General features: G+C 55.0%; 24 protein-coding genes. 10 read left to right on the forward strand and 14 right to left on the reverse strand.

The genetic code is table 11. The features are described 5' to 3' along the window. The first annotated feature begins 23 nt into the window (after window positions 1-23). On the forward strand, window positions 24-1,136 hold the full coding sequence (locus RCI_RS14905; RefSeq protein WP_012037275.1) for a pyridoxal phosphate-dependent aminotransferase: 1,113 nt from the start codon (window positions 24-26) through the stop codon (window positions 1,134-1,136). Between the two features lie 55 nt (window positions 1,137-1,191). Here RCI_RS14905 and RCI_RS14910 read toward each other — a convergent pair whose 3' ends face one another. The 3 genes from RCI_RS14910 to RCI_RS14920 form a co-directional block, all read right to left on the reverse strand. Then, window positions 1,192-1,551 carry a hypothetical protein gene (locus RCI_RS14910; RefSeq protein WP_048198760.1) on the reverse strand — a complete coding sequence of 120 codons (360 nt, stop codon included), beginning with the start codon at window positions 1,549-1,551 and terminating at the stop codon, window positions 1,192-1,194. Between the two features lie 70 nt (window positions 1,552-1,621). Next, on the reverse strand, window positions 1,622-2,467 hold the full coding sequence (locus RCI_RS14915) for a UV damage endonuclease UvsE (protein WP_012037277.1): 846 nt from the start codon (window positions 2,465-2,467) through the stop codon (window positions 1,622-1,624). Window positions 2,468-2,470: 3 nt separating this feature from the next. Then, on the reverse strand, window positions 2,471-2,653 hold the full coding sequence (locus tag RCI_RS14920) for a hypothetical protein (protein ID WP_048198762.1): 183 nt from the start codon (window positions 2,651-2,653) through the stop codon (window positions 2,471-2,473). Window positions 2,654-2,861: 208 nt separating this feature from the next. Here RCI_RS14920 and RCI_RS14925 point away from each other — a divergent pair, with 208 nt between their 5' ends. Beyond that, a complete protein-coding gene (locus RCI_RS14925; protein WP_012037278.1) occupies window positions 2,862-3,857 on the forward strand; it encodes an FAD-dependent oxidoreductase in 996 nt (331 codons plus the stop codon). Continuing rightward, complete coding sequence (locus RCI_RS14930; protein WP_012037279.1) at window positions 3,854-4,846, forward strand: (Fe-S)-binding protein; 993 nt, start codon at window positions 3,854-3,856, stop codon at window positions 4,844-4,846. Before RCI_RS14925 ends, RCI_RS14930 begins: the two co-directional genes overlap by 4 nt. Here the strand turns inward: RCI_RS14930 and RCI_RS14935 are convergent. The 5 genes from RCI_RS14935 to RCI_RS14955 form a co-directional block, all read right to left on the reverse strand. Then, on the reverse strand, window positions 4,843-5,631 hold the full coding sequence (locus RCI_RS14935) for an ABC transporter permease subunit (RefSeq protein ID WP_148266655.1): 789 nt from the start codon (window positions 5,629-5,631) through the stop codon (window positions 4,843-4,845). The two genes, RCI_RS14930 and RCI_RS14935, sit on opposite strands and share 4 nt — an antisense overlap. Then, the gene (locus RCI_RS14940) at window positions 5,621-6,553 is read right to left on the reverse strand and encodes an ABC transporter ATP-binding protein (RefSeq protein ID WP_148266656.1); all 933 of its coding nucleotides are present in this window, start codon (window positions 6,551-6,553) and stop codon (window positions 5,621-5,623) included. Before RCI_RS14940 ends, RCI_RS14935 begins: the two co-directional genes overlap by 11 nt. 104 nt (window positions 6,554-6,657) lie before the next feature. After that, window positions 6,658-7,359 (reverse strand): class I SAM-dependent methyltransferase, encoded by a 702-nt coding sequence (locus RCI_RS16465; protein ID WP_158308933.1) that lies wholly within the window; start codon window positions 7,357-7,359, stop codon window positions 6,658-6,660. A gap of 134 nt (window positions 7,360-7,493) precedes the next feature. Beyond that, a complete protein-coding gene (locus tag RCI_RS14950; RefSeq protein WP_012037282.1) occupies window positions 7,494-8,297 on the reverse strand; it encodes an ABC transporter permease subunit in 804 nt (267 codons plus the stop codon). Then, window positions 8,294-9,217 carry an ABC transporter ATP-binding protein gene (locus tag RCI_RS14955; protein WP_048199459.1) on the reverse strand — a complete coding sequence of 308 codons (924 nt, stop codon included), beginning with the start codon at window positions 9,215-9,217 and terminating at the stop codon, window positions 8,294-8,296. The genes RCI_RS14950 and RCI_RS14955 overlap by 4 nt, the downstream gene beginning before the upstream one ends. 253 nt (window positions 9,218-9,470) lie before the next feature. Between RCI_RS14955 and RCI_RS14960 the strand changes: the two genes are divergently transcribed. After that, window positions 9,471-9,821 carry a hypothetical protein gene (locus RCI_RS14960; RefSeq protein WP_048198764.1) on the forward strand — a complete coding sequence of 117 codons (351 nt, stop codon included), beginning with the start codon at window positions 9,471-9,473 and terminating at the stop codon, window positions 9,819-9,821. Window positions 9,822-10,244: 423 nt separating this feature from the next. Beyond that, window positions 10,245-10,388 (forward strand): hypothetical protein, encoded by a 144-nt coding sequence (locus RCI_RS17115; protein WP_158308934.1) that lies wholly within the window; start codon window positions 10,245-10,247, stop codon window positions 10,386-10,388. A gap of 47 nt (window positions 10,389-10,435) precedes the next feature. On the opposite strand, the gene RCI_RS14965 is transcribed toward RCI_RS17115, so the two are convergent. Beyond that, the gene (locus RCI_RS14965; RefSeq protein ID WP_048198766.1) at window positions 10,436-10,984 is read right to left on the reverse strand and encodes a hypothetical protein; all 549 of its coding nucleotides are present in this window, start codon (window positions 10,982-10,984) and stop codon (window positions 10,436-10,438) included. A 223-nt stretch (window positions 10,985-11,207) separates the two neighbouring features. On the opposite strand from RCI_RS14965, the gene fhcD reads away from it, so the two are divergent. After that, a complete protein-coding gene (fhcD, locus tag RCI_RS14970) occupies window positions 11,208-12,122 on the forward strand; it encodes a formylmethanofuran--tetrahydromethanopterin N-formyltransferase (RefSeq protein WP_012037286.1) in 915 nt (304 codons plus the stop codon). A gap of 372 nt (window positions 12,123-12,494) precedes the next feature. Here fhcD and RCI_RS14975 read toward each other — a convergent pair whose 3' ends face one another. Further along, window positions 12,495-12,725 (reverse strand): ferredoxin, encoded by a 231-nt coding sequence (locus tag RCI_RS14975; protein WP_012037287.1) that lies wholly within the window; start codon window positions 12,723-12,725, stop codon window positions 12,495-12,497. 174 nt (window positions 12,726-12,899) lie between these two features. Between RCI_RS14975 and RCI_RS14980 the strand changes: the two genes are divergently transcribed. Continuing rightward, entirely contained in the window at window positions 12,900-13,733 is an 834-nt protein-coding gene (locus tag RCI_RS14980) for a methanogenesis marker 8 protein (RefSeq protein WP_012037288.1), read from the forward strand. A gap of 187 nt (window positions 13,734-13,920) precedes the next feature. Further along, entirely contained in the window at window positions 13,921-14,319 is a 399-nt protein-coding gene (locus RCI_RS14985) for a hypothetical protein (protein WP_158308935.1), read from the forward strand. 35 nt (window positions 14,320-14,354) lie between these two features. Here the strand turns inward: RCI_RS14985 and RCI_RS14990 are convergent, their stop codons facing one another. From RCI_RS14990 to mptA, 4 genes are all read right to left on the reverse strand, one after another. After that, entirely contained in the window at window positions 14,355-15,473 is a 1,119-nt protein-coding gene (locus RCI_RS14990) for a TIGR04084 family radical SAM/SPASM domain-containing protein (protein WP_012037290.1), read from the reverse strand. 85 nt (window positions 15,474-15,558) lie between these two features. After that, window positions 15,559-15,702 carry a hypothetical protein gene (locus tag RCI_RS17120; RefSeq protein WP_158308936.1) on the reverse strand — a complete coding sequence of 48 codons (144 nt, stop codon included), beginning with the start codon at window positions 15,700-15,702 and terminating at the stop codon, window positions 15,559-15,561. 32 nt (window positions 15,703-15,734) lie between these two features. Then, on the reverse strand, window positions 15,735-16,376 hold the full coding sequence (locus RCI_RS15000; RefSeq protein WP_012037291.1) for a hypothetical protein: 642 nt from the start codon (window positions 16,374-16,376) through the stop codon (window positions 15,735-15,737). 152 nt (window positions 16,377-16,528) lie between these two features. Beyond that, window positions 16,529-17,467, reverse strand: a complete 939-nt coding sequence (gene mptA, locus RCI_RS15005) for a GTP cyclohydrolase MptA (protein ID WP_012037292.1) — start codon at window positions 17,465-17,467, stop codon at window positions 16,529-16,531. 226 nt (window positions 17,468-17,693) lie between these two features. On the opposite strand from mptA, the gene RCI_RS15010 reads away from it, so the two are divergent. Then, entirely contained in the window at window positions 17,694-18,491 is a 798-nt protein-coding gene (locus RCI_RS15010; RefSeq protein ID WP_148266658.1) for a hypothetical protein, read from the forward strand. A 158-nt stretch (window positions 18,492-18,649) separates the two neighbouring features. Next, a complete protein-coding gene (gene mch, locus RCI_RS15015) occupies window positions 18,650-19,606 on the forward strand; it encodes a methenyltetrahydromethanopterin cyclohydrolase (RefSeq protein ID WP_012037294.1) in 957 nt (318 codons plus the stop codon). Window positions 19,607-19,732 lie beyond the last annotated feature (126 nt).

The raw sequence follows: 19,732 nt of genomic DNA on the forward strand, positions 1-19,732 counted from the left end.
TAATAAAGCGAGGCATTCTACGCATGGCCATCCACTTCGACAAGAGAGTCACGGAGATCAACATCTCCGGCATACGCAAGATGTTCGAGGGCGCAGGGCCGGGGGCTATCAACCTGGGCCTGGGCCAGCCTGACTTCGACACGCCGCAGCACATCAAAGCAGCCGCCATCCAGGCGATCAACGAAGGCTTCACCGGCTACACTCACAACATGGGCATACCAGAGCTGCGGGAAGCGCTGGCAGCCAAGTTCAAGAGAGAAAATGGCCTGGACTATGACGCGGGCGAGATCATGATCACCGCCGGAGCCAGCGAGGCCATCCATATCGCTTTACAGGCGCTGTGCGGCTCTGGCGACGAAGTCCTCGTGCCCGACCCGGGTTTCGTATCCTACGCTACGCTGACAAAGCTGGCGGACGCAAAGCCTGTGGGAGTGCCGCTGGGAGAGTCGCTGAAATACGACCCGGAGAAGCTGAAAGAGTACATCACTAAAAAGACCAGGGTCATCGTTCTCAACTCGCCTTCCAACCCCACGGGCATGATTCAGTCGAAGGCTGAGGTAAAGGCGATCGCGGAAATTGCCGAAGACCACGACATCACACTGCTTTCGGACGAAGTCTACGAGCACTTCATCTACGACGGCGTGCACGTCAGCCCCGGGCAGTTTTCGGACAACGTCATCACTATAAACGCTACGTCCAAGACCTACGCGATGACCGGCTGGAGAATCGGCTACACTGCAGCGAGGCCTGAATACACGGAGCAGATGCTGAAAGTTCACCAGAACGTGGTCGCCTGTGCCTGCTCGATCTCCCAGAAGGCTGCCCTGGCGGCAATCACCGGTCCCCAGGAGTCTGTCAGCGTGATGAGGGACGAATTCAAGAGGAGGCGGGACTACCTGGTCAGGGAACTCCACGCCATGGGCGTCGACTGCGTGAAACCTCTGGGCGCTTTCTACGCTTTCCCTAAAGTCGGCGACGAAGCCGGCATTTCTGCCGGGCTGATCCGCAAGGGCGTAATCAGCACGCCGGGCACGGCGTTCGGCCAGCATGGAAAAGGCTATCTGAGGCTATGCTATGCGACTTCGATGCCCAACCTCGAGAAAGCGGTCTCGATAATGAGGACGGTTTTCCAGTAAAATCTGGTGAACGGGGCTTTAGCCCCTTCACCATCTCTGCGGCAGCCCTGATAGTTTAGCTAGTTGGTTTCTTCTTATAGCCCCTCTCTACCAGTGCCGTAACATTTTGCGTGCCTATGCCCAGCGGCTCGCCGAGGTCCGACTTGGGGACTCCCTGAATATAGCTGTGCCTTGCCGGTGCCGTCTCGTTTGCTGCGGGCGTCTCGTTCGACATACTAACCTGCATCTTCATGACTGGCGTAGGTGTAATCTTCTTGGGCGTCGGCGATGCTTTCATCGTGGGGGTTGCCATCTGGGCCTTCTCCCCTTCAGCCGATCCTTTCAGCGCATCCGGATAGGCCAGCGCAACGGGAGAGATTATTAGTCCCAGTACAGCGAGGCCTACAGCGATCAATGCAAATTTCTTACATTTCATGTTCCATCCCCATTTGGCCTTTAATGATGGTAAGTATAAAAATTGAAGGGCTGCGATAGTGCGAACGGGTTTACTGTACAACGGCAGCGTGCTCCTTCTTCCACGCTTTCACCCTGAGCACGTCTTTCTCCTTCTCTTTCGTCTCCAGCATCACGTCGAACTCAAGGCCTTCCAGCGATTGCACGAAAACCCAGAAGTCGGCAGGATCGACTGGCAGGTGAGTGCCCCTGGTCGGAAGCGTGGTTGAATAGTGAAGGGTCGGAAACGTCGTGGCAGCCCGCCAGGTATCCAGAAAGCTGTCGGCAACCTCCCGGGCGGGAAGTTTTTTCTCCAGCGGATTGACCCGGTAGTGGGCGATGTCAAAGAGCAGCGGTATACCAGTTTCCCTGTTGATCTGCCTTAGCTCAGCAACCGTCCCTATCTTGCCCGGGTGCTCCTCGTTCTCCAGGCGGAGCATCTTAAAAATATCCTCATCCAGCGAAGTCACCACAGTTATAAACCTCTGTACTGCGGCCTCCCGCTCTCCATAGGATCCTCCTGCATGAAGCTCTATGTGATTGCCTCCGCCCGCGTATCGGTCGAAAAGCTGCAGGCACCGGAGCTCATCGATCGACTTTTCTACCACCGTCCTGTCAGGGCTGTTCAGGATGCAGTAATAGGTGACATGGAAGCACGTCCTGATATTAAGTTTCCTGAACAGGTCCCCAAGCGCTTTGATCTCGTCCCGGGCCTCATCGATCGACTCCAGGCTCTCCATGGGCGATACGTTTGCCGGTATCCGGTAGAAGTCGATCCCCATGCGGTGGATATATCCTGCCACTGCCTTAAGGCGCTCTACTGTCTCGGCAGCGCTCTTCTTGCTTGTCACCGGCAGCAGGCGCTTATCAAAAGGTATGGCGGCGAAGCCGATTCTCACCGGCTATCCGCTCTTGCCGCCTTTCCGGCCGATGTCCTCGAAGAACTCCGTGCCGTGGCGGGCCGAAGTGCTACGGCCTCCACGAGCACCGATTTCCCTGTGGAAATCGCTGCCGTACCGCTCCTTGGCCGTGCGCGCCGCCTTTCTGCCTCCTTCTACCCTGCCGGGATCTTTCTCGGTTGCCATAATCTCACGTAATAAGCATTCTGGCATGCGTGAGAATAATTCTTGGCTGCCGATAATACGGAAGTAAGGGGATGGGCGTCAGCCGGGCTGTGTTCGGGTGATAGAGGCAGAGAACTTTCTTGAACTGTTTCCAGGCACCTTCTCTAAGGCTGCTTTACCACAAACTTGAAAACCACTGCCATCCTTTATCGAATATACTATTGGTAGCATGTCTTCAGAGATTCTCAGGCTGGATTGCGACAATCTCGTGATTGGCGCCGGTCTGGCAGGGCTGGTAGCCGCACTTCGCCTGACCGGCACAACAATCGTAGCATCGGCGGGCATGGGAGCCACCGCCATCTCCGGCGGTGTCCTTTCATCCCCGTGTCGCGACCCGGATGTTGATCAGTGGTTCCTGAGTACGATGAAAGCCTCGGATTGCAGGTATACGGAAGGCCGCTGTCTGACCGACCTTATGGCAGCTAAGGCCGGGATGATCCAGGAGAGCATGGATTTCGGGGAGGAGCAGCCTGTCCCTGTCTCCCTCGACGGCACAACACCTGCACAGGGGATGGCACTTGATATTCCCCGGTTCAGGGGGCGCTCCTGTACAGAGATCGCCCGGATACTCGACACTGACGATACAGCAGTTGATCTGCTTTCGGCTGCGCTAAAAAACGTGGAGGCTTCTGCTATTCTGCTGCCGCCAGTGCTCGGGATCACCAGGGCCAGCGAGGTCCGCAGTTCTGTAGAGAATAACTCGGGTACCCGGGTGTTCGAGTACGTGACTGCTCCGTCAATCCACGGCATGCGGCTATTGGGGGCTCTCAGGAAGCTGGCAGGCAGCCGTAAGGCGATTACAGTGCTGGATATGTCCCGGGTAGACCGCATCAAAGGAGCCATTAGAGGACGTATGGGCACAAAAGGTAAGCGGGAGTTTACCGTCAGCGCCTCAAAGCTAATTCTGGCAACCGGCGGACCGCTGACCGGGCTAAAGGTAGATGGCGACCGGGTTATCGAGCCTCTCACCGGGCATGTGGTGGGCGATGTGAGCTCAGACTTCGACTTCAGGTTTCTGGCTGATCACCCCATTATGTACCGGGGGATAGGGCAAAAGCCAGGCGTATCCGCCACGTGCAAGGACGTTCGGGCTGCCGGGGCCGTCTCGGTCGGGTACGGCCTGTATGAAGCGTTACGGACAGGCTATTACGCGGGGGCTTTATGAGCGACAGAGTCCCAATGAACGGGGAGATGTGCGTAAAGTGCGGCATCTGCGAAGCCGTATGCCCGTCGAGGCTAAGCTCGCTGCGATCGCTGGACCTCGACCGGTCTGGAGCCCTGCCGGAGGAGATCGTCAACTGCACGACCTGTAACAGGTGCGTGGCATCCTGCCCGCGCAGCGTTCCCATCACCAAGGCTATCGAGCGGATGCGCCAGTCTATGACTACGCAGGGCTACGCGGAGACGCTGGCCAACTTATCCGCGTATGGGACCTCTATTGTTCCGACGTCGCCATGTAACGTGGATGTGAAGAGCTGTAAAGTGGCCTACTTCGCGGGGTGCCTGACCAACCACCGGATGGGCGGCATTGCTGCGTCAGTGGAGTATACTCTGGACTACCTGGGCATCGAGTTTACCCGCATACCCGAGGTTTGTTGCGGCTCGCCGCTCAATCGCATTGGCAGGTTCGACCTCGCCCGGAAGATGCTGGAGAAAAACCTGGGGATGCTGAGATCACTCGGGGTGGAAACCGTCATCACGTCCTGCCCCGGGTGCACGTCCACCTTGATGGAGTATCAGGACGAGTTTGAAGTCCTCCACTATCTGGATCTCTACGATCGGCACCGGCTGTACACCGATGTCGATAAGTCCGATCGGGTAGCCACTATGCAGTTCCCCTGCCACCTTTACCGGAATGTATCTCCATATACAATGATCATCGCAGAGCAGATTCTCTCCGCCATGTATGACTACCGACGCATGCCTGAGGCCGACCGGTGCTGCGGCGCCGGCGGTGGAGTCAGGCGGAACGATCTGGCATTGTCCAGGCAATTGAAAGCGAGGAAAGTCGATGACATCCGTGCGATGGCGCCGGATATCGTGATTACTGCATGCCCCCAGTGCAAAGTGCATCTGTCAGAGGATGTGCCCGGGATCGAGGACCTGTCCGTGGTGCTGGCCAGAGCGCTGGGTTTCAGCCAGCATGAATTTTAGCCCCATTTTGTCAGAATCTCTTCCCGCTTGAACAGCGCTGTCCCCGCCCGTATCAGGACTACGTCTACGATTAGTAGTCCTATGCTGACTACCACGAGCGTGAGCGTATCAAGAGTAATCATGCCGAAGAGCTGGAGGACGAACACGGCCATGATAGGAACAACTATTACGGCGCTGACCTGCTGGGAAGCCCGGACGTCTGTCATGCGGGAGGATACTAGGACTGTGGCATAGACTGACAGGATGGCGAGCAGGGGCGCAGTGATGAATACTGCTACGAGCCAGATTCCATTTGGTAGCAGGATGTACCCGAATGAATTAAAAGTGGCCGCATCGATTAAGATCGCGTATATCAGGAACGAGATCCACGTGATCAATACTGCCGGTATGACTGCGGCCATCGTTTTGCCGAACAGTATGTCCTGCGATGACACGGGTGTAGCCAGCAGAGGCTCAAGTGTGCCATTCTTTTTCTCCCCCACCATGCTGTACGAGGAGATCAACGTGGGCATCAGCCCCGGCATCAGTAAATAGAAAGGCAGGTTGCTCTGTACCAGAAAGTAGACGACAATCTGCCTTGGCGAGAGGGCTTCGAAATCCGGCACATGGCCGAAGAGCATCGCTACATCGCTTTTAGTGAGATTCATGGGGATGGTCAAGAGATAGATCAGGGGAATTGCGATCGAAAAGATCAGGGGAAAGCTAGCCATGGTAGAGAGGATATACCTGTTCTTTCGCAGCTCTTCCAGCTCTTTCAGGACGATCGTGGCCACGTCAAAGTTCACAGCGATCACCGATCAGTTTGATGTAGACGTCTTCCATGGAGTGCCTCAGCTCGCCTACCGAGCGTATCCTGCCTCCGGCACGGATTATCGCGTCGACAATGTCAGGGCTATGTCGCTCCGGATCGTCCACCTGCAGTATGATCCTGTCGTCTTTTTTCTCGATGGCTTCCACCACGGGCATGTGGGACACTGCTTTGTAAACCGACGGGCTGACTGCCTCCAGCCGGACTACCAGCTTCCGCCCATATACGCTGTCCTTGAGCGATCCGGGGCTGCCGGCGTAGAGTATCCGGCGGTTAATAATCGCTACCTTATCGCAAAGCCGCTCCGCCTCGTCCAGGTTATGGGTGCAGAGAAATATCGTCCTGCCTTCCTTTTTCAGGCTCAGGATCGCGTCTCTCACTACCCGGGCGGATTCCGGGTCCAGGCCGGCCGTAGGCTCGTCCAGGAACAGGACTTCGGGCTCGTGCATCAGGCACCGGATCAGCGCCAGCTTCTGGCGCATGCCTTTTGAGAAGCCGCCGACTACCTGGTCCCTTTTATCGTACAGGCCGAAGAGCCGCAGGTACTGCTCGATCGTCTCGTTCGCTTTCTTACCGTCTACATGGTACAGATCGGCGAAAAATCGGAGGTTTTTCCGGACTGTAAGAGTTTCGTAGAAGCCCGGGCTTTCAGTCAGTATACCCGTTTTCCTCCTGATTGATGCAGCGGATTTCTTATCTTTTATGTCAAAGCCACAGACTGAAGCGCTACCGCTTGTCGGGCTGATGAGGCAGGTGAGCATCCTCACAGTCGTAGTCTTGCCTGCACCGTTAGGCCCTAAAAATCCGAATACCTCTCCCTTTCCGACGCTGATCGAGATGTCCTCCACCGCGGTAAACTTTCCGAACTGTCTGCCGAGCGACGAGGTCTCAATCACCATAACCACAAGATGATAAGCTATCACCAAATATATAAATATTAACAAATAAAAGTATGTATGCCGGCCAATCCCTGTAATATATTGTCCGTTGCGTCTCATCAGCCTTATTTTCTGGCCACTATCGCATAGTCCTCGGCGCCGAAGAGCAGATCGTTAAGAATATCGACATTATGATTGTAGGCTACGGCGAACTCCGGAAACTTTATGCAGACCTCTTCTCCGGCATTGATCTTTTTCAACCTTTTGCTACACGGAGTCCTGGCAAGGTACCGGATGTCGATTTCAGAGAAGCCGGCGTGTCTCAGGATAAACTTCAGTGCTTCAGGATGAATTGCATTCGTGTGAGTCATGTCCAGGTAAAAGTCAGTAAAGGTGGCAAGCGACAGCGGGTTTATCGTCTTCACTACAATCCGGCCACCTGCCGGCAGCCTGTAGTGGCAAAGCTGGATTAGCCGGGTCAGGTACCGCGGCTCGAGATGTTCGACGACCTGATCCATGAAAATGCCGTCAATACCTTCGTGTTGTTCCAGGTATGCTACTCCATCAGCCTCATCTACCTGAAGGCCACGGGAACGGCACAGCTTCACCATATCCGGATCAGTATCAATGCCAGCGGCCGGTATCCCCGCCTCGCGCAGCAATTCTAAAAATTCTCCTCTGCCGCACCCGATGTCGAGGACATTACTGCATCCCCTGAAGCAGTCAACGAACACCGACTGGTGTTGCTTCAGAATCTCCGGAGGGCTACGGAAGTGATTGTAAAACGCGAGATAGTCGAAAGATCGCCGTCCGTTCCCGTCATCCACTGAGATTCTCCTGCGGCCACCGTACTGGCACGCAATTCACCATCGTACTGAGAATAAAAAAAGTAATGCCACGAGATGGGTGCCTGCCGGTGTGATGGGACCCATCTAAGATGGGCTTTATCTGTGATGAGGCCTCATCTCCACCGGGTCAGAATCTCTTCCCTGTCGAAAAGTTTGCTGCCTATCCGGATTACTGCCAGGTCTGCGATGAATACTACGAGGCAGGCGATCAGGATCGTCCTTTCGTCAAGCATGAAGAACCCTGCCAGTTGTGCTATGAAAAGGCCTACCAGCGGCAGCACCAGAACGACGCTGACCTGCTGTGCGGTCCTCGGGTCGCTGACTCTCGACGATATGATGACCGTGATCATCACGCCCAGGAAGGCCAGCATAGGTGCCAGTATAAACAGGCCTATCAGCCATATCATGTCGGGCACCAGAACCTCATGAACGATGTCCCTGGTGAGGAACCAGACTACGGCTGAGTAAATGACTGCGGCAATCCAGGTTGCGGCGAGCGCCGGCAGCAAGGCAGATATGGCTTTGCCGATCATGATGTCCTGTACCGACACCGGCGCTGCGAGCAGAGGCTCCAGCGTGCGGTTTTTCTTCTCTCCTATGATACTGTATGAGGAGATGATGGTCGGCAGCATGGCCGGCAGCATCATGAAGAATGGCAAGGTCGCCCTGACCATGAACGAGATCATGCCTTCCTGGGTGGTTATTGCCGAGATACCGCCGTCAAAGTTCAGCGATCCGGTGCCGCTGGCGTTCAGCGACTGGTTAAACTCCTCCGGGGATATGATCATCGGGACGAGCATTGCCGAGGGTATGAATACTGAGAAGATGAAGGGCATGAAGAGTATGGAGAACAGGATAATCTTGTTTTTCATGATCTCTTCGAATTCCTTCTCTATGATGAGCCATATCTTGTTCACTGCTTCACCCCCATGATGTTGAAGTACACATCTTCCAGTGACCTGCTAGCCTCGGACACGAACTGTATGTCCGCTCCTGCCGCGACCAGGGCCCGCACCAGCGCAGGATTATCTGACTCGGGCGAGTTCACCCTGACCAGCAGCTCTTTGCCGTTCACTTCAACTCCTCCTACATAGTTCTGGGCCTTCACGGTATTCACCAGGGTCGGAGTAACCTCTTTCAGCTTCACCACGACCTGCCTGCCGTACAGCTTATCCTTGAGGCGGGACGGCGAGTCCACGCTCAGCAGGTGTCCCCTGAAAATGCCGATCCTGTCGCAGAGCCTGTCTGCCTCGTCCAGGTTATGAGTACACAGGAAGATCGTTCTGCCTTCCTTCTTCAGCTCGGAGATGAAGTCCCTGACCAGGTGCGACGCTTCAGGATCTAAGCCGGACGTCGGCTCGTCGAGGAAGAGCACCTTCGGGTCGTGCAGCAGGCACCGGGCGATGGCGATCTTCTGCCTCATGCCCTTGGAGTAGCCGCCCACTGCCTGGTCCCTCTTTTCCCACAGCCCCAGCAGCTTCAGGTAATACTCGATCCGATCGTTCAGCCTCTGCTCCGGGACGTCATACAGCCTGCCATAAAATCTCAGGTTTTTATAAGCGCTCAGCGTATCATACAGGCCCGGCGTCTCGGTCAGCAAGCCCACCCGGCTGCGCACCTGCATGGCGTCTTTCTCGTCTGTCACGTCCAGGCCGTCGACGGTGGCCGTTCCGCCGCTAGGCTTTATGAGGCAGGCGAGCATCCTCACCGTGGTGGTCTTACCGGCGCCGTTCGGCCCCAGAAATCCGAACACCTCTCCCGAAGGGATCGACATATTCAAATGGTCTACAACTGTCACGCTGCCAAAGGAGCGTGATAAATCTTTGGTCTCAATCACACCGATCACCGGCAATAGAATATCGCATATTTAGCGCTGCTGACTAATACGTTTTGTGGCTTACAACCGCCGTATGCAAGCCGGCTCGAGAACAAACGCACCGCAGAATCCGGGCCGGCCAGAAAATTTCTGCCGCCATTATCTATAAATATACTGTTTCATAAATATTCATAAAAACGGCAAACCAGCCAAATTTATAATAATGCTTATCAACCTGCAGGTAAATCACTACTACGGGTTAAGAGGTTCGTTAATGATGAGGGTAGTGATCATTAATATCGTGTTAGCGCTGGCGCTGGCCTGCATCACGCAGGCGGCGAGCGCGGAGATCGCCGTTCCGATCAACATTGGGATTCCCTACGTTGTCGGGCCCGGGTTCACTCTGGCAGCCCCATTCTCCCAGGGCTCTTACATAATCAACGCATTCAACACGAGTACGCAGGCATATACGGGCATAAAAAGCCTGTCTATCTCGCTCGCACCTGCCGATGCGGGCTCCGGGCGCGGTCTGTTTGCGGTGAGCCCGGCCATCTCCCAGGCCAGCACAGAAACCATGGTACTGGACCGGTCGTACTTCTTTAACGACTACGTTTCGACTGCGTAAAGCAATCTGACGGTCTCGCGCAAGGCCATTCAGATGGTGGTGGCCTCTGCCGGCCTTACCGGCCCGGCAGATGTTGTGCCCCGGTCATTTTTTCCGCCACCCTTATTATAGTGCGTACAAAATTGTTCCGGACGGCAATATATCTGCGTAATGCCCGGTAATACCTTCCTTTTTAAGAATATCTGCGGGTAATCCTCAAATACCCGGCATCTGCAAACCTCCACATAGAGGGATGACCAGGATGGGCACAATCAGTCTGCAGCTCACGCCGGAGGAGGTTACCGAAGTGCTTGGCAAAGGTAAAACCTGCGTAATCAAAGAACCTGCGTAATCAAAGATCACCCGTGCGGCAAGGCCGGGGATAGATTTTTCATAAATGGCAGGGCCTATGAGCTTATCGATGTAAGCGAAAGATCTCTGGACATGATCACCCGATATTGCCACACGATAGACGGCCAGCCCACATCAGCCGATTTCATCTCGAAGTGGAAGGCGACCCACAATGGCCAGTGGTACCCTGAAGCAAAAATGTACGTCCACTGGTTCAGGGACGTTACCCCCAGCTGACCAATGATCTGATCTAATTAAGAAAAATTTTACGGGTACGGCTTACTTTAGTACTCGTACCCGATCGATTTTATGCCGATACTCACACTTCTGCCATCCGGCATCCTGAGCCCCGTCAGCTTTCCGTAAACCGCAGCCGCCTCTACCGGATACTCGTTCAGGATGCCCGGGTACGGGCTGCCATAAGTGAATATTCCCGGCTCTCCGCCGATCTTCAGGCCGGAAGTAGAGTTACTGGCTGTGCTCTCCGGGGCCTGGCCAGGGTACTGCGCACCGTCTATAGTGATCACACCCTGGAGAACGTAGTCAGGGTAAAGTGTTTCATCTTCCGTAGTATTATTCGTGATAGCAGAGACATTGCCATCTCCGATCCCTGTGTTCCCTATCCCCTGTACGCCCTTCCAGCTGCAAATCTGGCCCGCGCATGTACCGTCAGTATTGTAGTCAGCCGGCGCGACGAGCCTCGAACTCCTGTTGGCCCAGGTAGAAAAATCTGCCCTGGCGTCAGCCCCGCAGGTGCAAAGGCACACGATCGCCGGCAGCAGCGTGCAGGTTAACAACAGAACGATGAAGCATGTACGGACTATTTCTGACAACCCCCATCTCATGCCAGCTAGCTTCCTTCTTCCTGTACTAATGGGTATGTACGCATAATCACGGCAGGTGGTGGCTCCTGCAGTAAAATCGACCTGATGAGCTGGCCACGGGTCTGCTCCGGCCAGAGGTTCCTGCCTACGGTACTCCTTTTTTCATTTATGGAAAGATAGATATAACCTAAAAGCTATTACTCTATAAGTTTTTAACCGGGAGGATTACCGAATGAAGATCAACAACGTCGAGATCGAGGACACCTACGCAGAGGCGTTCCCCATCCAGGTATCGAGAGTACTGATTACCGCGGCTACCGAGTACTACGCGAGGATCGCCGCAACTGAGGCAACCGGCTTCGGCACGTCCGTCATCGGCTGCCCCGCCGAGGCAGGCATCGACTGCTTTGTCCCGTCCACGAAAACCCCGGACGGCAGGCCAGGCTATGTCATCATGATCTGCCACCCAAAGAAGGACCACGTCAAGGAACAGCTCGTCGAGAGGCTCGGCGAATGTGTCCTGACCGCTCCGACCACCGCAATCTTCAACTGGCTGCCCTTCGAGCGCATGGAAGACAAGACCCTCGAAAAGAAGGTCGACGTCAAGCTGCACTTCTTCGGCGACGGCTTTGAGTCCAAGCAGGTCGTCGGCGGCAGGAACGTCTACGCCATCCCCATCATGGAAGGCGACTTCATCTGCGAAGAGGAGTACGGCGTCCAGAAGGGTGTCGCAGGCGGCAACTTCTTCATTATGGCTGAAACTCAGGGCTCTGCACTGATGGCTGCCCAGGCGGCAGTCGACGCGATCAACCAGGTCGAGGGCTGCATCCTGCCGTTCCCCGGCGGCATCGTCGCCTCCGGCAGCAAGGTCGGCTCCCTCAAGTACAGCAAGTTCATGAAGGCATCCACCAACCACAGGATGGCCCCGACCCTGAAGAGCAAGGTCGAGGACACCCAGATGCCGGCCAACGTCAACGCTGCTTACGAGATCGTCATCGACGGCATCGACGAGGCAACCGTGGCCAAGGCCATGACCGTGGGCATCAAGGCGGCCTGCACCATCCCGGGCGTCGTCAAGATCTCCGCAGGCAACTACGGCGGCAAACTCGGGCCCTACAAGTTCGAGCTCACCAAGCTGCTCCAGTAAGCTAAAATGCCGGGGAAATCCCCGGCCCTTCTCTTTTTATAAGCGATAGTAAAACGCAAATGGCAATTATTTACCACAGAGGCTCACAGGGTTACTGTTTTAACACAGAGGCACAGAGATGCACAGAGGTTCACAGAGATTTTTCTATAAATAGTGCTATCGTATCTACATAGTAATTATCGCAATTGTTCTGTAATGTCAGATCCATAGACTCGACGCATAGATCGACCCTCAGATTAATAGACAAATATGGTCTCGTCTTCCACTTATCGAATAGGTCTCTGTGTTTCTCTGTGCCTCTGTGGTTGACCGTTCGCTGTGCGTCTCTGCGGTGAGAAATATTTCGCAGAGCTCAAGTGGAAAAAAGTGGCGTTACTGGCCAGCTGCTTCGCTCGCCTCTGCGCCGCCGCTTTCCTTGATGGTGATGGCGTTGGTCGGGCAGGAGTCGGCCGCTTCCTGGCAGTCGGGACATTTAGTTCCGCAACCGTTGGGGTCGATGACCTCAGCTTTGTCGTCCACGTCCCAGTTGAACACGTCCGGGCAGATATCGACGCAGTTGCCGCATGAAATGCAGAGTTCCTTGTCTATGACTGGAATTACCATGATTATCCCTCCTGAAATTTCGCGAGATGCGTATTTAAAATCTGGCCTGTTTTTATGATGCTCACAGTGTCGCAGGCATGCGCCAGCGGCTATCAGGCCTGCCAGACTTATATCAGCATCAAAGTATATAATATGGAAAAGAACAGGTAAATGTAATTAAAACGAGGTACGCAAATGGACGAGCACGTCATGGAGGCGCTGGGCAGGGCCCGCGTCGTTATCAGGGATGGAAAGGTCGTGGAAGTGGGCGAGCCGGAGCTCAAGTACTGCCCGATTTTCGACAAGTTCCGGGGCATCAAAGAGTTGACCAAAGAGGAGATCCGGAAGAACATGCAGTTCCGGATCGACGATTTCGGCATGTGCAAAGCAGACCGGAAGCTGCGGATGAGAGACTACCTGTCCTTCGGTGTCTCGGAGATGATCAGCACTGCCATGGCTAATGGCATGATGGACGCTGCCGTGATCGTGTGCGAAGGCTGCGGCACGGTCGTGTTAGACGAGCCTGACATGGTGCAGGGCATCGGCGGCCGGGTTTCCGGCCTGGTCAGCACCACTCCCATCCCGGAGCTGATCCAGCGGATCGGCAAAGACCGGGTGCTGGAGCCGGAGACGGCAAAGATCGACCAGATCGAAGGCGCGAAGAAAGCCATCGCCATGGGCTACAAGAACATCGCTGTATCAGTCGCCAAAGGCTCCCAGGCGAAGAAGATAAAGGAACTGGAAAAAGCCAATCCCGGCGTAAACCTGTATACCTTCGTAGTCCACACCTCTGGCATGTCCGAGGATGAGGCTGTCGAAGTCTTCAACTACGCTGACATCGCGACAGGATGCGCTTCTAAGCATATCCGCGGCATCGGCCACGGCAAACAGGTCTACTATGTAGGTGACTCTGTACCCATTTTCGGCATCACCGCCAGGGGCCGGCAGATCATCGAAGCCCGCCTCAGGGCCACCGGAAAGAAAGCAGAACACAAGCCCGACGCACCGCAGCCGGATAAGCTGCTTTAACGACTATTTTGTAGGCAGGCCGGCAGCAACGTTGCTGCCGGTGTCTTTATCCAGGCCGTTTTTCACACTCTACTACTGGATAAACCTCGTGGAAATGATTACTCGCCGATATATCTCTGCAGGCCAGACTTGAACTGGGAGAGGTAAGATGAGGTGGATCCTGATACCCTTACTGTTAGTGTTAGCCATGCTTATATCAATCTGCCCGGTAGCAGCCGAATACGACCCCTGCGACCCCGCTCAGCGAGGCCCGGAAGCAGTGAAGATTGCTCAGCTCAGAGAGTGCCCGGCTTCGACGACCTGGGGCTATGAATACCCATATACAATGGCCTACGGCACCGGAACGCCATACTACGTAGGACACAACTACGGCCTGCCTTCGGGGGCTATCTATGAAAATCCTGCAAACTATCCCTACGGCATACCTGAACCAGCCGTCATCTACGGAGACCCTGAGTACGCCATGTTCCTGAACTACGGCTACTCCTTCCCGTTCCACGGTCCGACTAATCTGGTAGTGACCGGGCCATTGTACGGGTGCCTCAACAGCCCGTTCGCCTTCATGGGCGATCCATCCCTGTGTTGATACGCACCGTAAACAAAACGTACTGGCTACCTGTGCTAAGGTATGATCTCGCAGCTATTGTAGCGCATGTGCTCAAAGTCGCTCATCTGGACGCGTCCTTCTGCGATGAGCCGCCTCACTTCAGGCAACGCTTGCTGCATCTCGCCGATCAGGTGCCTGATCGTGCCGCAGACCTCGTCGAAGCCGTCGTCGCCCCACTTCATAGTGACGTTAGCATACAGGCACCTGCCGCCGCAAATGCCTCTGATGTCGCATTTGGCGCACCTGCCGCCGATCTGTATCTCCCTGATGCTGTCGTGGCCTTCGGCTATGTGGCCGGCGTAGAAATCCTTCATCCCGGACATCACCGGGCACGGGGACAGATGGCCGTCAGTCTGCACGTTATACTCTGCCCAGCCAGCCCCGCACCGGAGGTGCGTGTGCTCGCCCAGGAGCAGAGATTCCATGATTCCCACAAAGGGGTACATCTTCAGCACCCGGCCTTCATCTCTCATGACCCGGAGCCATTCCCGGACTAAACGTGTAATGCCGGGATTATAGCTGTCTCTGGCCCACTGCGCGAAGTGTCTCTTCTTCAGGTCGTTTCTCCAGAACAGCGCATTGAGCTGCCAGTGGACGCTCGGGAAGGAAAATTCCGGGTTTTTCAGCAGGTGCATCACCTGCCTGTAAATGTCCGTGTCCTCCATGACCGTCATCCGTGCGATGATCTCGCCAGTAAAGCCCTTATCCCGGGCAATTTTTGCGTTGGCGGTGATTTTATCGTAGACGCCGCTGCCTCGATAGTAGTCGGTCGTCTCCCGGTCCCCGTCGATAGAGATCGAGATCGTATGCAGCCGCTTCAGGTACTCTGCAGGCACCTTATCCAGCATGGTGCCGTTAGTGTGGAGCAAAAAGCGCCGTGCCGGCAGCTCATCCATGAGCTCCAGCATCTTCGGCAATTCCAGCAACGGCTCGCCGCCGTAGAAGATGACCGTTCTGTCCGGGTCCTGCGCAATAAACTGCTTCAGAACCTCGGTGGGGTACGAGATCGTCCGGGGCAGGAAATAGTCGTAGTCGAGCCCGTCGTCGTAGTCGTCGAAATCGTCGCAGCACTCCCCGTAGCAGTACCTGCATTCGAGATCGCAGCCCGTGGTCAGCGTGACGAAATAGTTCATAGTCCCACCGGTGACAGGATACCGAATTAGCCATGCGGGTATTTAAGTATATCGGGCCGGGGGCCGATCTGGCTGCCTGATAAGCTCAGCGTCGCTGCAATTTTTTCAACGTCGCGTTATAGTCCGCCAGAAACTTCAGGGCAAAGTAAGTCAGGATGACGGCGATTGTCATAAATACGATAAAAAGTACCACTGCCAGTAGCAGCACGTATACTGGATCGGACGCCATCGCTGCCTCAAAAAGGGAAAGTGATATAACTATCACTTTCGGTTATGCCGGTTAAAGCGCAGGCCGGTTCCCAGAATTACCACGCCGCCGATGAGGAGTGGCAGAGCCCACGAGCCCATGCAGAACTGGGTCGGTGTACTGGTGCCTGCAGGCTGAGTGGGGGTGGTAGTACCAGTCGGAGCGGCAGTAGGTGCGCTGGTGGCCGTCGCATAAGTCAGATCGTACGGGTACTCGTCAAAGCCCTTGATCACCGTCATACGCACGACTTTCCTGTCTTTGGGAATGCCGACGTTCAGGGTCCGTTCGCCGCTTTTACCGCCCGGGCTGATCTTATCGAAAGTGCCGGCATCAGAGACCTTGTATTCATCTCCCCTGTCATCAGTAAACCTGATAGTTATGCGGCCGGTTTCCGCTTCCGTACCAGTATTTTCATAGTAGTAATACAGTGTTGGCCAGAGATAGTCTCCCGGGTCGCCCTCTACCCAGTATTCATTACTGATCGGAGCGCCTTTCACTACTACCTGAACAAGATGAGCTTTAATGTTATCCGAAATACGCTGATCCTTGTTGATCGGTATGACCGCCTCATCTGCCGCTGCCAGCGGAGCCGAAACGATAATCAGGAGCACTGCCACTACCAGCGCTCTACTTAGAGCCACAGTCAGAGTTCGCATGGTCGATACTTGATACTGCAGATATTTTAGCTTTATCTAATCATCAGTAAAGTAAAATATGTAAAAGAGAGCCGGGTTCTGTGAATTCATAAAAATAAGATGCGGGAGCATGTTGCTCCCAGTTACATATTATGAGGCGCCAGCCTTCGCACTTATTGCCCGATCTCGGTGCGGAGCTTGCCCATTGTGGTAGAGAGCTCTGCGAACGCGTTGTGCTGGTGGATACTTTCCTCGTTGATCTGCTTGATCTTGACCACCGCATCGTCGGGCAGGTCCTTGAACTCGGTGACCACCCGCCGGGCCATGTCCCTCACGCAGTCCTCGACGAACTTAGGGTTCGCGTGGGCGTTGCGGACGACCTCATACTCATCCCCTCTCTTGAGCAACTCGAAGCTCATAGTGCTCATGGACTGTTCGATGATGTTAATCAGGGTGTTCAGAGGCACTTCATACTCACCGGCAGTCTCGATCGAGACAATCCCTCTGCCCCGCTGGTTGTGCGTGGCCATGGGTATCTTATTCAGGAACGCGTCGATCTTCTCCTGCGGGACGCCGAGGTTCTGCAGCTCGTTTTCCGCCGAGACTCTCATGATCTCCTGGGCGCATGGACACGCGGTGATGCCGATCACTTCTGATCCGATGACTCTGCGAACCTTGATGGCCTCCCCCCTCTCTGCGATCGCCTTTGCGAAGACCTTGACCACCTTCTGCGACTGCATTTCGGTCTGAGGAGTCTTCCGCTTGACAATAAGCTCGCTGTCCATGTGGACTTCGGAGCGAGTCGCATACTCGTGGCGGTTCAGCAGCCGCCTGGCCACTTCGCCGCACAGGTCCTCGATCTCGTACACCGGGGACTTCACCATGTCTTCCAGCACTTCGTCGATGACCTCGAAGTTCCTGGAAAGGTTCGCGCCCCGCCTCTCGGACGGGAGATCCACGTACATATTAAAAGTGGAGATGAGAATAATGGGCCTCTTGTCTGGCCGGGCTACCTTCACGAGCTTTTTCACGTTCGTGACGCCCACGCGGGACAGGTTGATCGCCACCTCAGACTTGGTGGCCTGTACATCCGGTAAAATCATGATGATCATCTCTGCATGAAGCTGTAAACATATCCTTTTATCTCATTAATAAGTTTCCGCCTGACATGCAAATGCGACTGTGCACCGATCGGACTGTGTTGCCTGCTCTGCGGAAAAATCTAAGAGCCAGCCCCTGCCCGCCAGATTTTTATATCCGGCACCAATAACGATTAAGTATTATACCATCAACCCTGCAGGGCATGATCTTCAGGTGTGGGGCAAGGGTGGAGGGGTTATGATGAAACATGGACTTGTAATACTAATACTGACTATACTGGCGATCGCACTATTGTCCGGCCACGCATCTGCTGAAGCAATCCCCATAGGACCGCAGGACAGCTCCGGCGCTATGCTCCAATCTGTGGACGGCAGCAATTACCGTTCGGCATCAATATCCGGTTTCTTTCAGGGCCTGATGGACTTTGTCAGCGGCCTGATCCAGAGTTTGACCGGCAACCGCCAGCCGCAGGTACCGCAGGGGTCCGGCTATAAAGATCCTGTTGATAAACCGGGCGTCACGGTAACTCCTAAACCACTGTTTGACCAGTCAACCCTTCACTTCTACGAGTACGTGACGACGGTGGAGGACTCAAAAGGCACTAAAACAAGCGGGCTCAGGATCGAAAAGTCCGGGGACGGCAGGGGAAAAACGATAATCACGCAGACTTTTACCGGGGGAGAGAATGACCCCACTATTTTTACTTACCACTTTGGTGAGGATGGTTATATGATCAGCGGTACCGCAAGCGACCGCACCGGATCAGCGTCGCTGCCGCTTGACGAGACCCTCGACATAGCAGAAGCGTTCGGCGAAATCGAAGTGACGGACCCGGACTCCGGCCCGTTCCCCGGGGCGGACGTCTCATCCAGCGCAGTCTATACGAACAACCAGTCCGTCGGATGCAAGATGTTTACATGGGATCTGGGGGATTCCACCAACACCGCTTATGTGGCCAGCAATGGTATAGTGCTGAAAAGAGTCATAGCCGATAAGGAAAGCACTTTCACAAAAGTGCTGACAAGCTGGGGCTGAACAGGCACTGAACCAGAATCACGGGCAGGGCAGCCAGGCCAGACGGTCATCCCTGCCTGACTTTTATATAAGCCGGACATACCCTGGCAGCAAGCGTTTAACCCCTAAGGGAAAACATTAAAATCATAGGCCAGCCATAAACCTTTAGGTGATATTTCTTGATTAGCATCAACGAGATTTCTTACTCTATCGTAGAGGAGATGCTCGACTTTGCGGAGGATTACAGGATCGAGCCTCACACCCTCGCTAACGATTCCGTCGTCATCGACTGCGGCGTGAAGGCGAAAGCTGGTTATGAAGCAGGACTGCTGTTTACCCAGGTATGCATGGGAGGCCTGGCCCAGACCAGCCTGACTCACAAGAAGCTCAAGCACGAAGTCTTCTACCCGTTCATCGAGGTGTCCACGGACTTCCCGGCCATCGCCTGTCTGGCAGCCCAGAAGGCCGGCTGGAGGATCTCCCAGGACGGCTACTTCGCCATGGGCTCCGGTCCCGCAAGGGCACTTGCGCTCAAGCCCAAGCACACCTATGAAGTCATCGAGTACGAGGACGACTACGACTTCGCAGTCATCGCCCTCGAAGCTGACAAGCTGCCCAACGAGAAAGTCATGGACTACATTGCCAGCGAATGCGGCGTAGACTCCTCTGACGTCGTCGCGCTCGTCGCACCGACCAACAGCCCCGTAGGCTCCGTCCAGATCGCCGGCAGGGTCGTCGAGATGGCCATCTACAAGCTCGCAGAGCTCGGCTTCGACACCAGGCACATCGTCAGCGCCTTCGGCAGCGCACCCATTCCGCCCGTCAAGAAGGACGCGGCAGTCGCCATGGGCACCACCAACGATGCCTCGATCTACCACGGCAGCGTCACTCTGACCGTAGACGGCGGCAACATCAAGGACTTCGTCCCCAAGATTCCGTCCTCCACCTCGAAGGACTACGGCAAGCCGTTCTACACCGTGTTCAAGGAAGCCAAGTTCGACTTCTACAAGCTCGACCCCGGCATCTTCGCCCCGGCCGAAGTCGTCGTCAACGACATCTCCACTGGCGAGACCTACATCGCCGGCAAGATCAACGCCGACGTCTGCATGGAATCCTTTGGCTTTAAGAAGCTCTGAGGGCGACCTGGTGTGCCCGGAACGGGCATACTTCTCCTTTTTTAAGCAAAAAAGGCTTTTTATGCATGAGCCCATGGCTCACACCAGTTTGTAAAATCGGCACTAAAATTATACGATTCTGAGAGA

The organism is Methanocella arvoryzae MRE50, from assembly GCF_000063445.1.
Lineage (GTDB): Archaea > Halobacteriota > Methanocellia > Methanocellales > Methanocellaceae > Methanocella_A > Methanocella_A arvoryzae.

Excerpts from the sequence above, each read along its gene's own strand:
- RCI_RS14905 (WP_012037275.1), top strand. The coding sequence starts at position 24 with ATGGCCATCCACTTCGACAAGAGAGTCACGGAGATCAACATCTCCGGC.
- RCI_RS14910 (WP_048198760.1), bottom strand. The coding sequence starts at position 1,551 with ATGAAATGTAAGAAATTTGCATTGATCGCTGTAGGCCTCGCTGTACTG.
- RCI_RS14920 (WP_048198762.1), bottom strand. The coding sequence starts at position 2,653 with ATGGCAACCGAGAAAGATCCCGGCAGGGTAGAAGGAGGCAGAAAGGCG.
- RCI_RS14925 (WP_012037278.1), top strand. The coding sequence starts at position 2,862 with ATGTCTTCAGAGATTCTCAGGCTGGATTGCGACAATCTCGTGATTGGC.
- RCI_RS14930 (WP_012037279.1), top strand. The coding sequence starts at position 3,854 with ATGAGCGACAGAGTCCCAATGAACGGGGAGATGTGCGTAAAGTGCGGC.
- RCI_RS14940 (WP_148266656.1), bottom strand. The coding sequence starts at position 6,553 with ATGGTGATTGAGACCTCGTCGCTCGGCAGACAGTTCGGAAAGTTTACC.
- RCI_RS14960 (WP_048198764.1), top strand. The coding sequence starts at position 9,471 with ATGATGAGGGTAGTGATCATTAATATCGTGTTAGCGCTGGCGCTGGCC.
- RCI_RS17115 (WP_158308934.1), top strand. The coding sequence starts at position 10,245 with ATGATCACCCGATATTGCCACACGATAGACGGCCAGCCCACATCAGCC.
- fhcD (WP_012037286.1), top strand. The coding sequence starts at position 11,208 with ATGAAGATCAACAACGTCGAGATCGAGGACACCTACGCAGAGGCGTTC.
- RCI_RS14975 (WP_012037287.1), bottom strand. The coding sequence starts at position 12,725 with ATGGTAATTCCAGTCATAGACAAGGAACTCTGCATTTCATGCGGCAAC.
- RCI_RS14980 (WP_012037288.1), top strand. The coding sequence starts at position 12,900 with ATGGACGAGCACGTCATGGAGGCGCTGGGCAGGGCCCGCGTCGTTATC.
- RCI_RS14985 (WP_158308935.1), top strand. The coding sequence starts at position 13,921 with ATGCTTATATCAATCTGCCCGGTAGCAGCCGAATACGACCCCTGCGAC.
- RCI_RS14990 (WP_012037290.1), bottom strand. The coding sequence starts at position 15,473 with ATGAACTATTTCGTCACGCTGACCACGGGCTGCGATCTCGAATGCAGG.
- RCI_RS17120 (WP_158308936.1), bottom strand. The coding sequence starts at position 15,702 with ATGGCGTCCGATCCAGTATACGTGCTGCTACTGGCAGTGGTACTTTTT.
- RCI_RS15000 (WP_012037291.1), bottom strand. The coding sequence starts at position 16,376 with ATGCGAACTCTGACTGTGGCTCTAAGTAGAGCGCTGGTAGTGGCAGTG.
- mptA (WP_012037292.1), bottom strand. The coding sequence starts at position 17,467 with ATGATCATCATGATTTTACCGGATGTACAGGCCACCAAGTCTGAGGTG.
- RCI_RS15010 (WP_148266658.1), top strand. The coding sequence starts at position 17,694 with ATGATGAAACATGGACTTGTAATACTAATACTGACTATACTGGCGATC.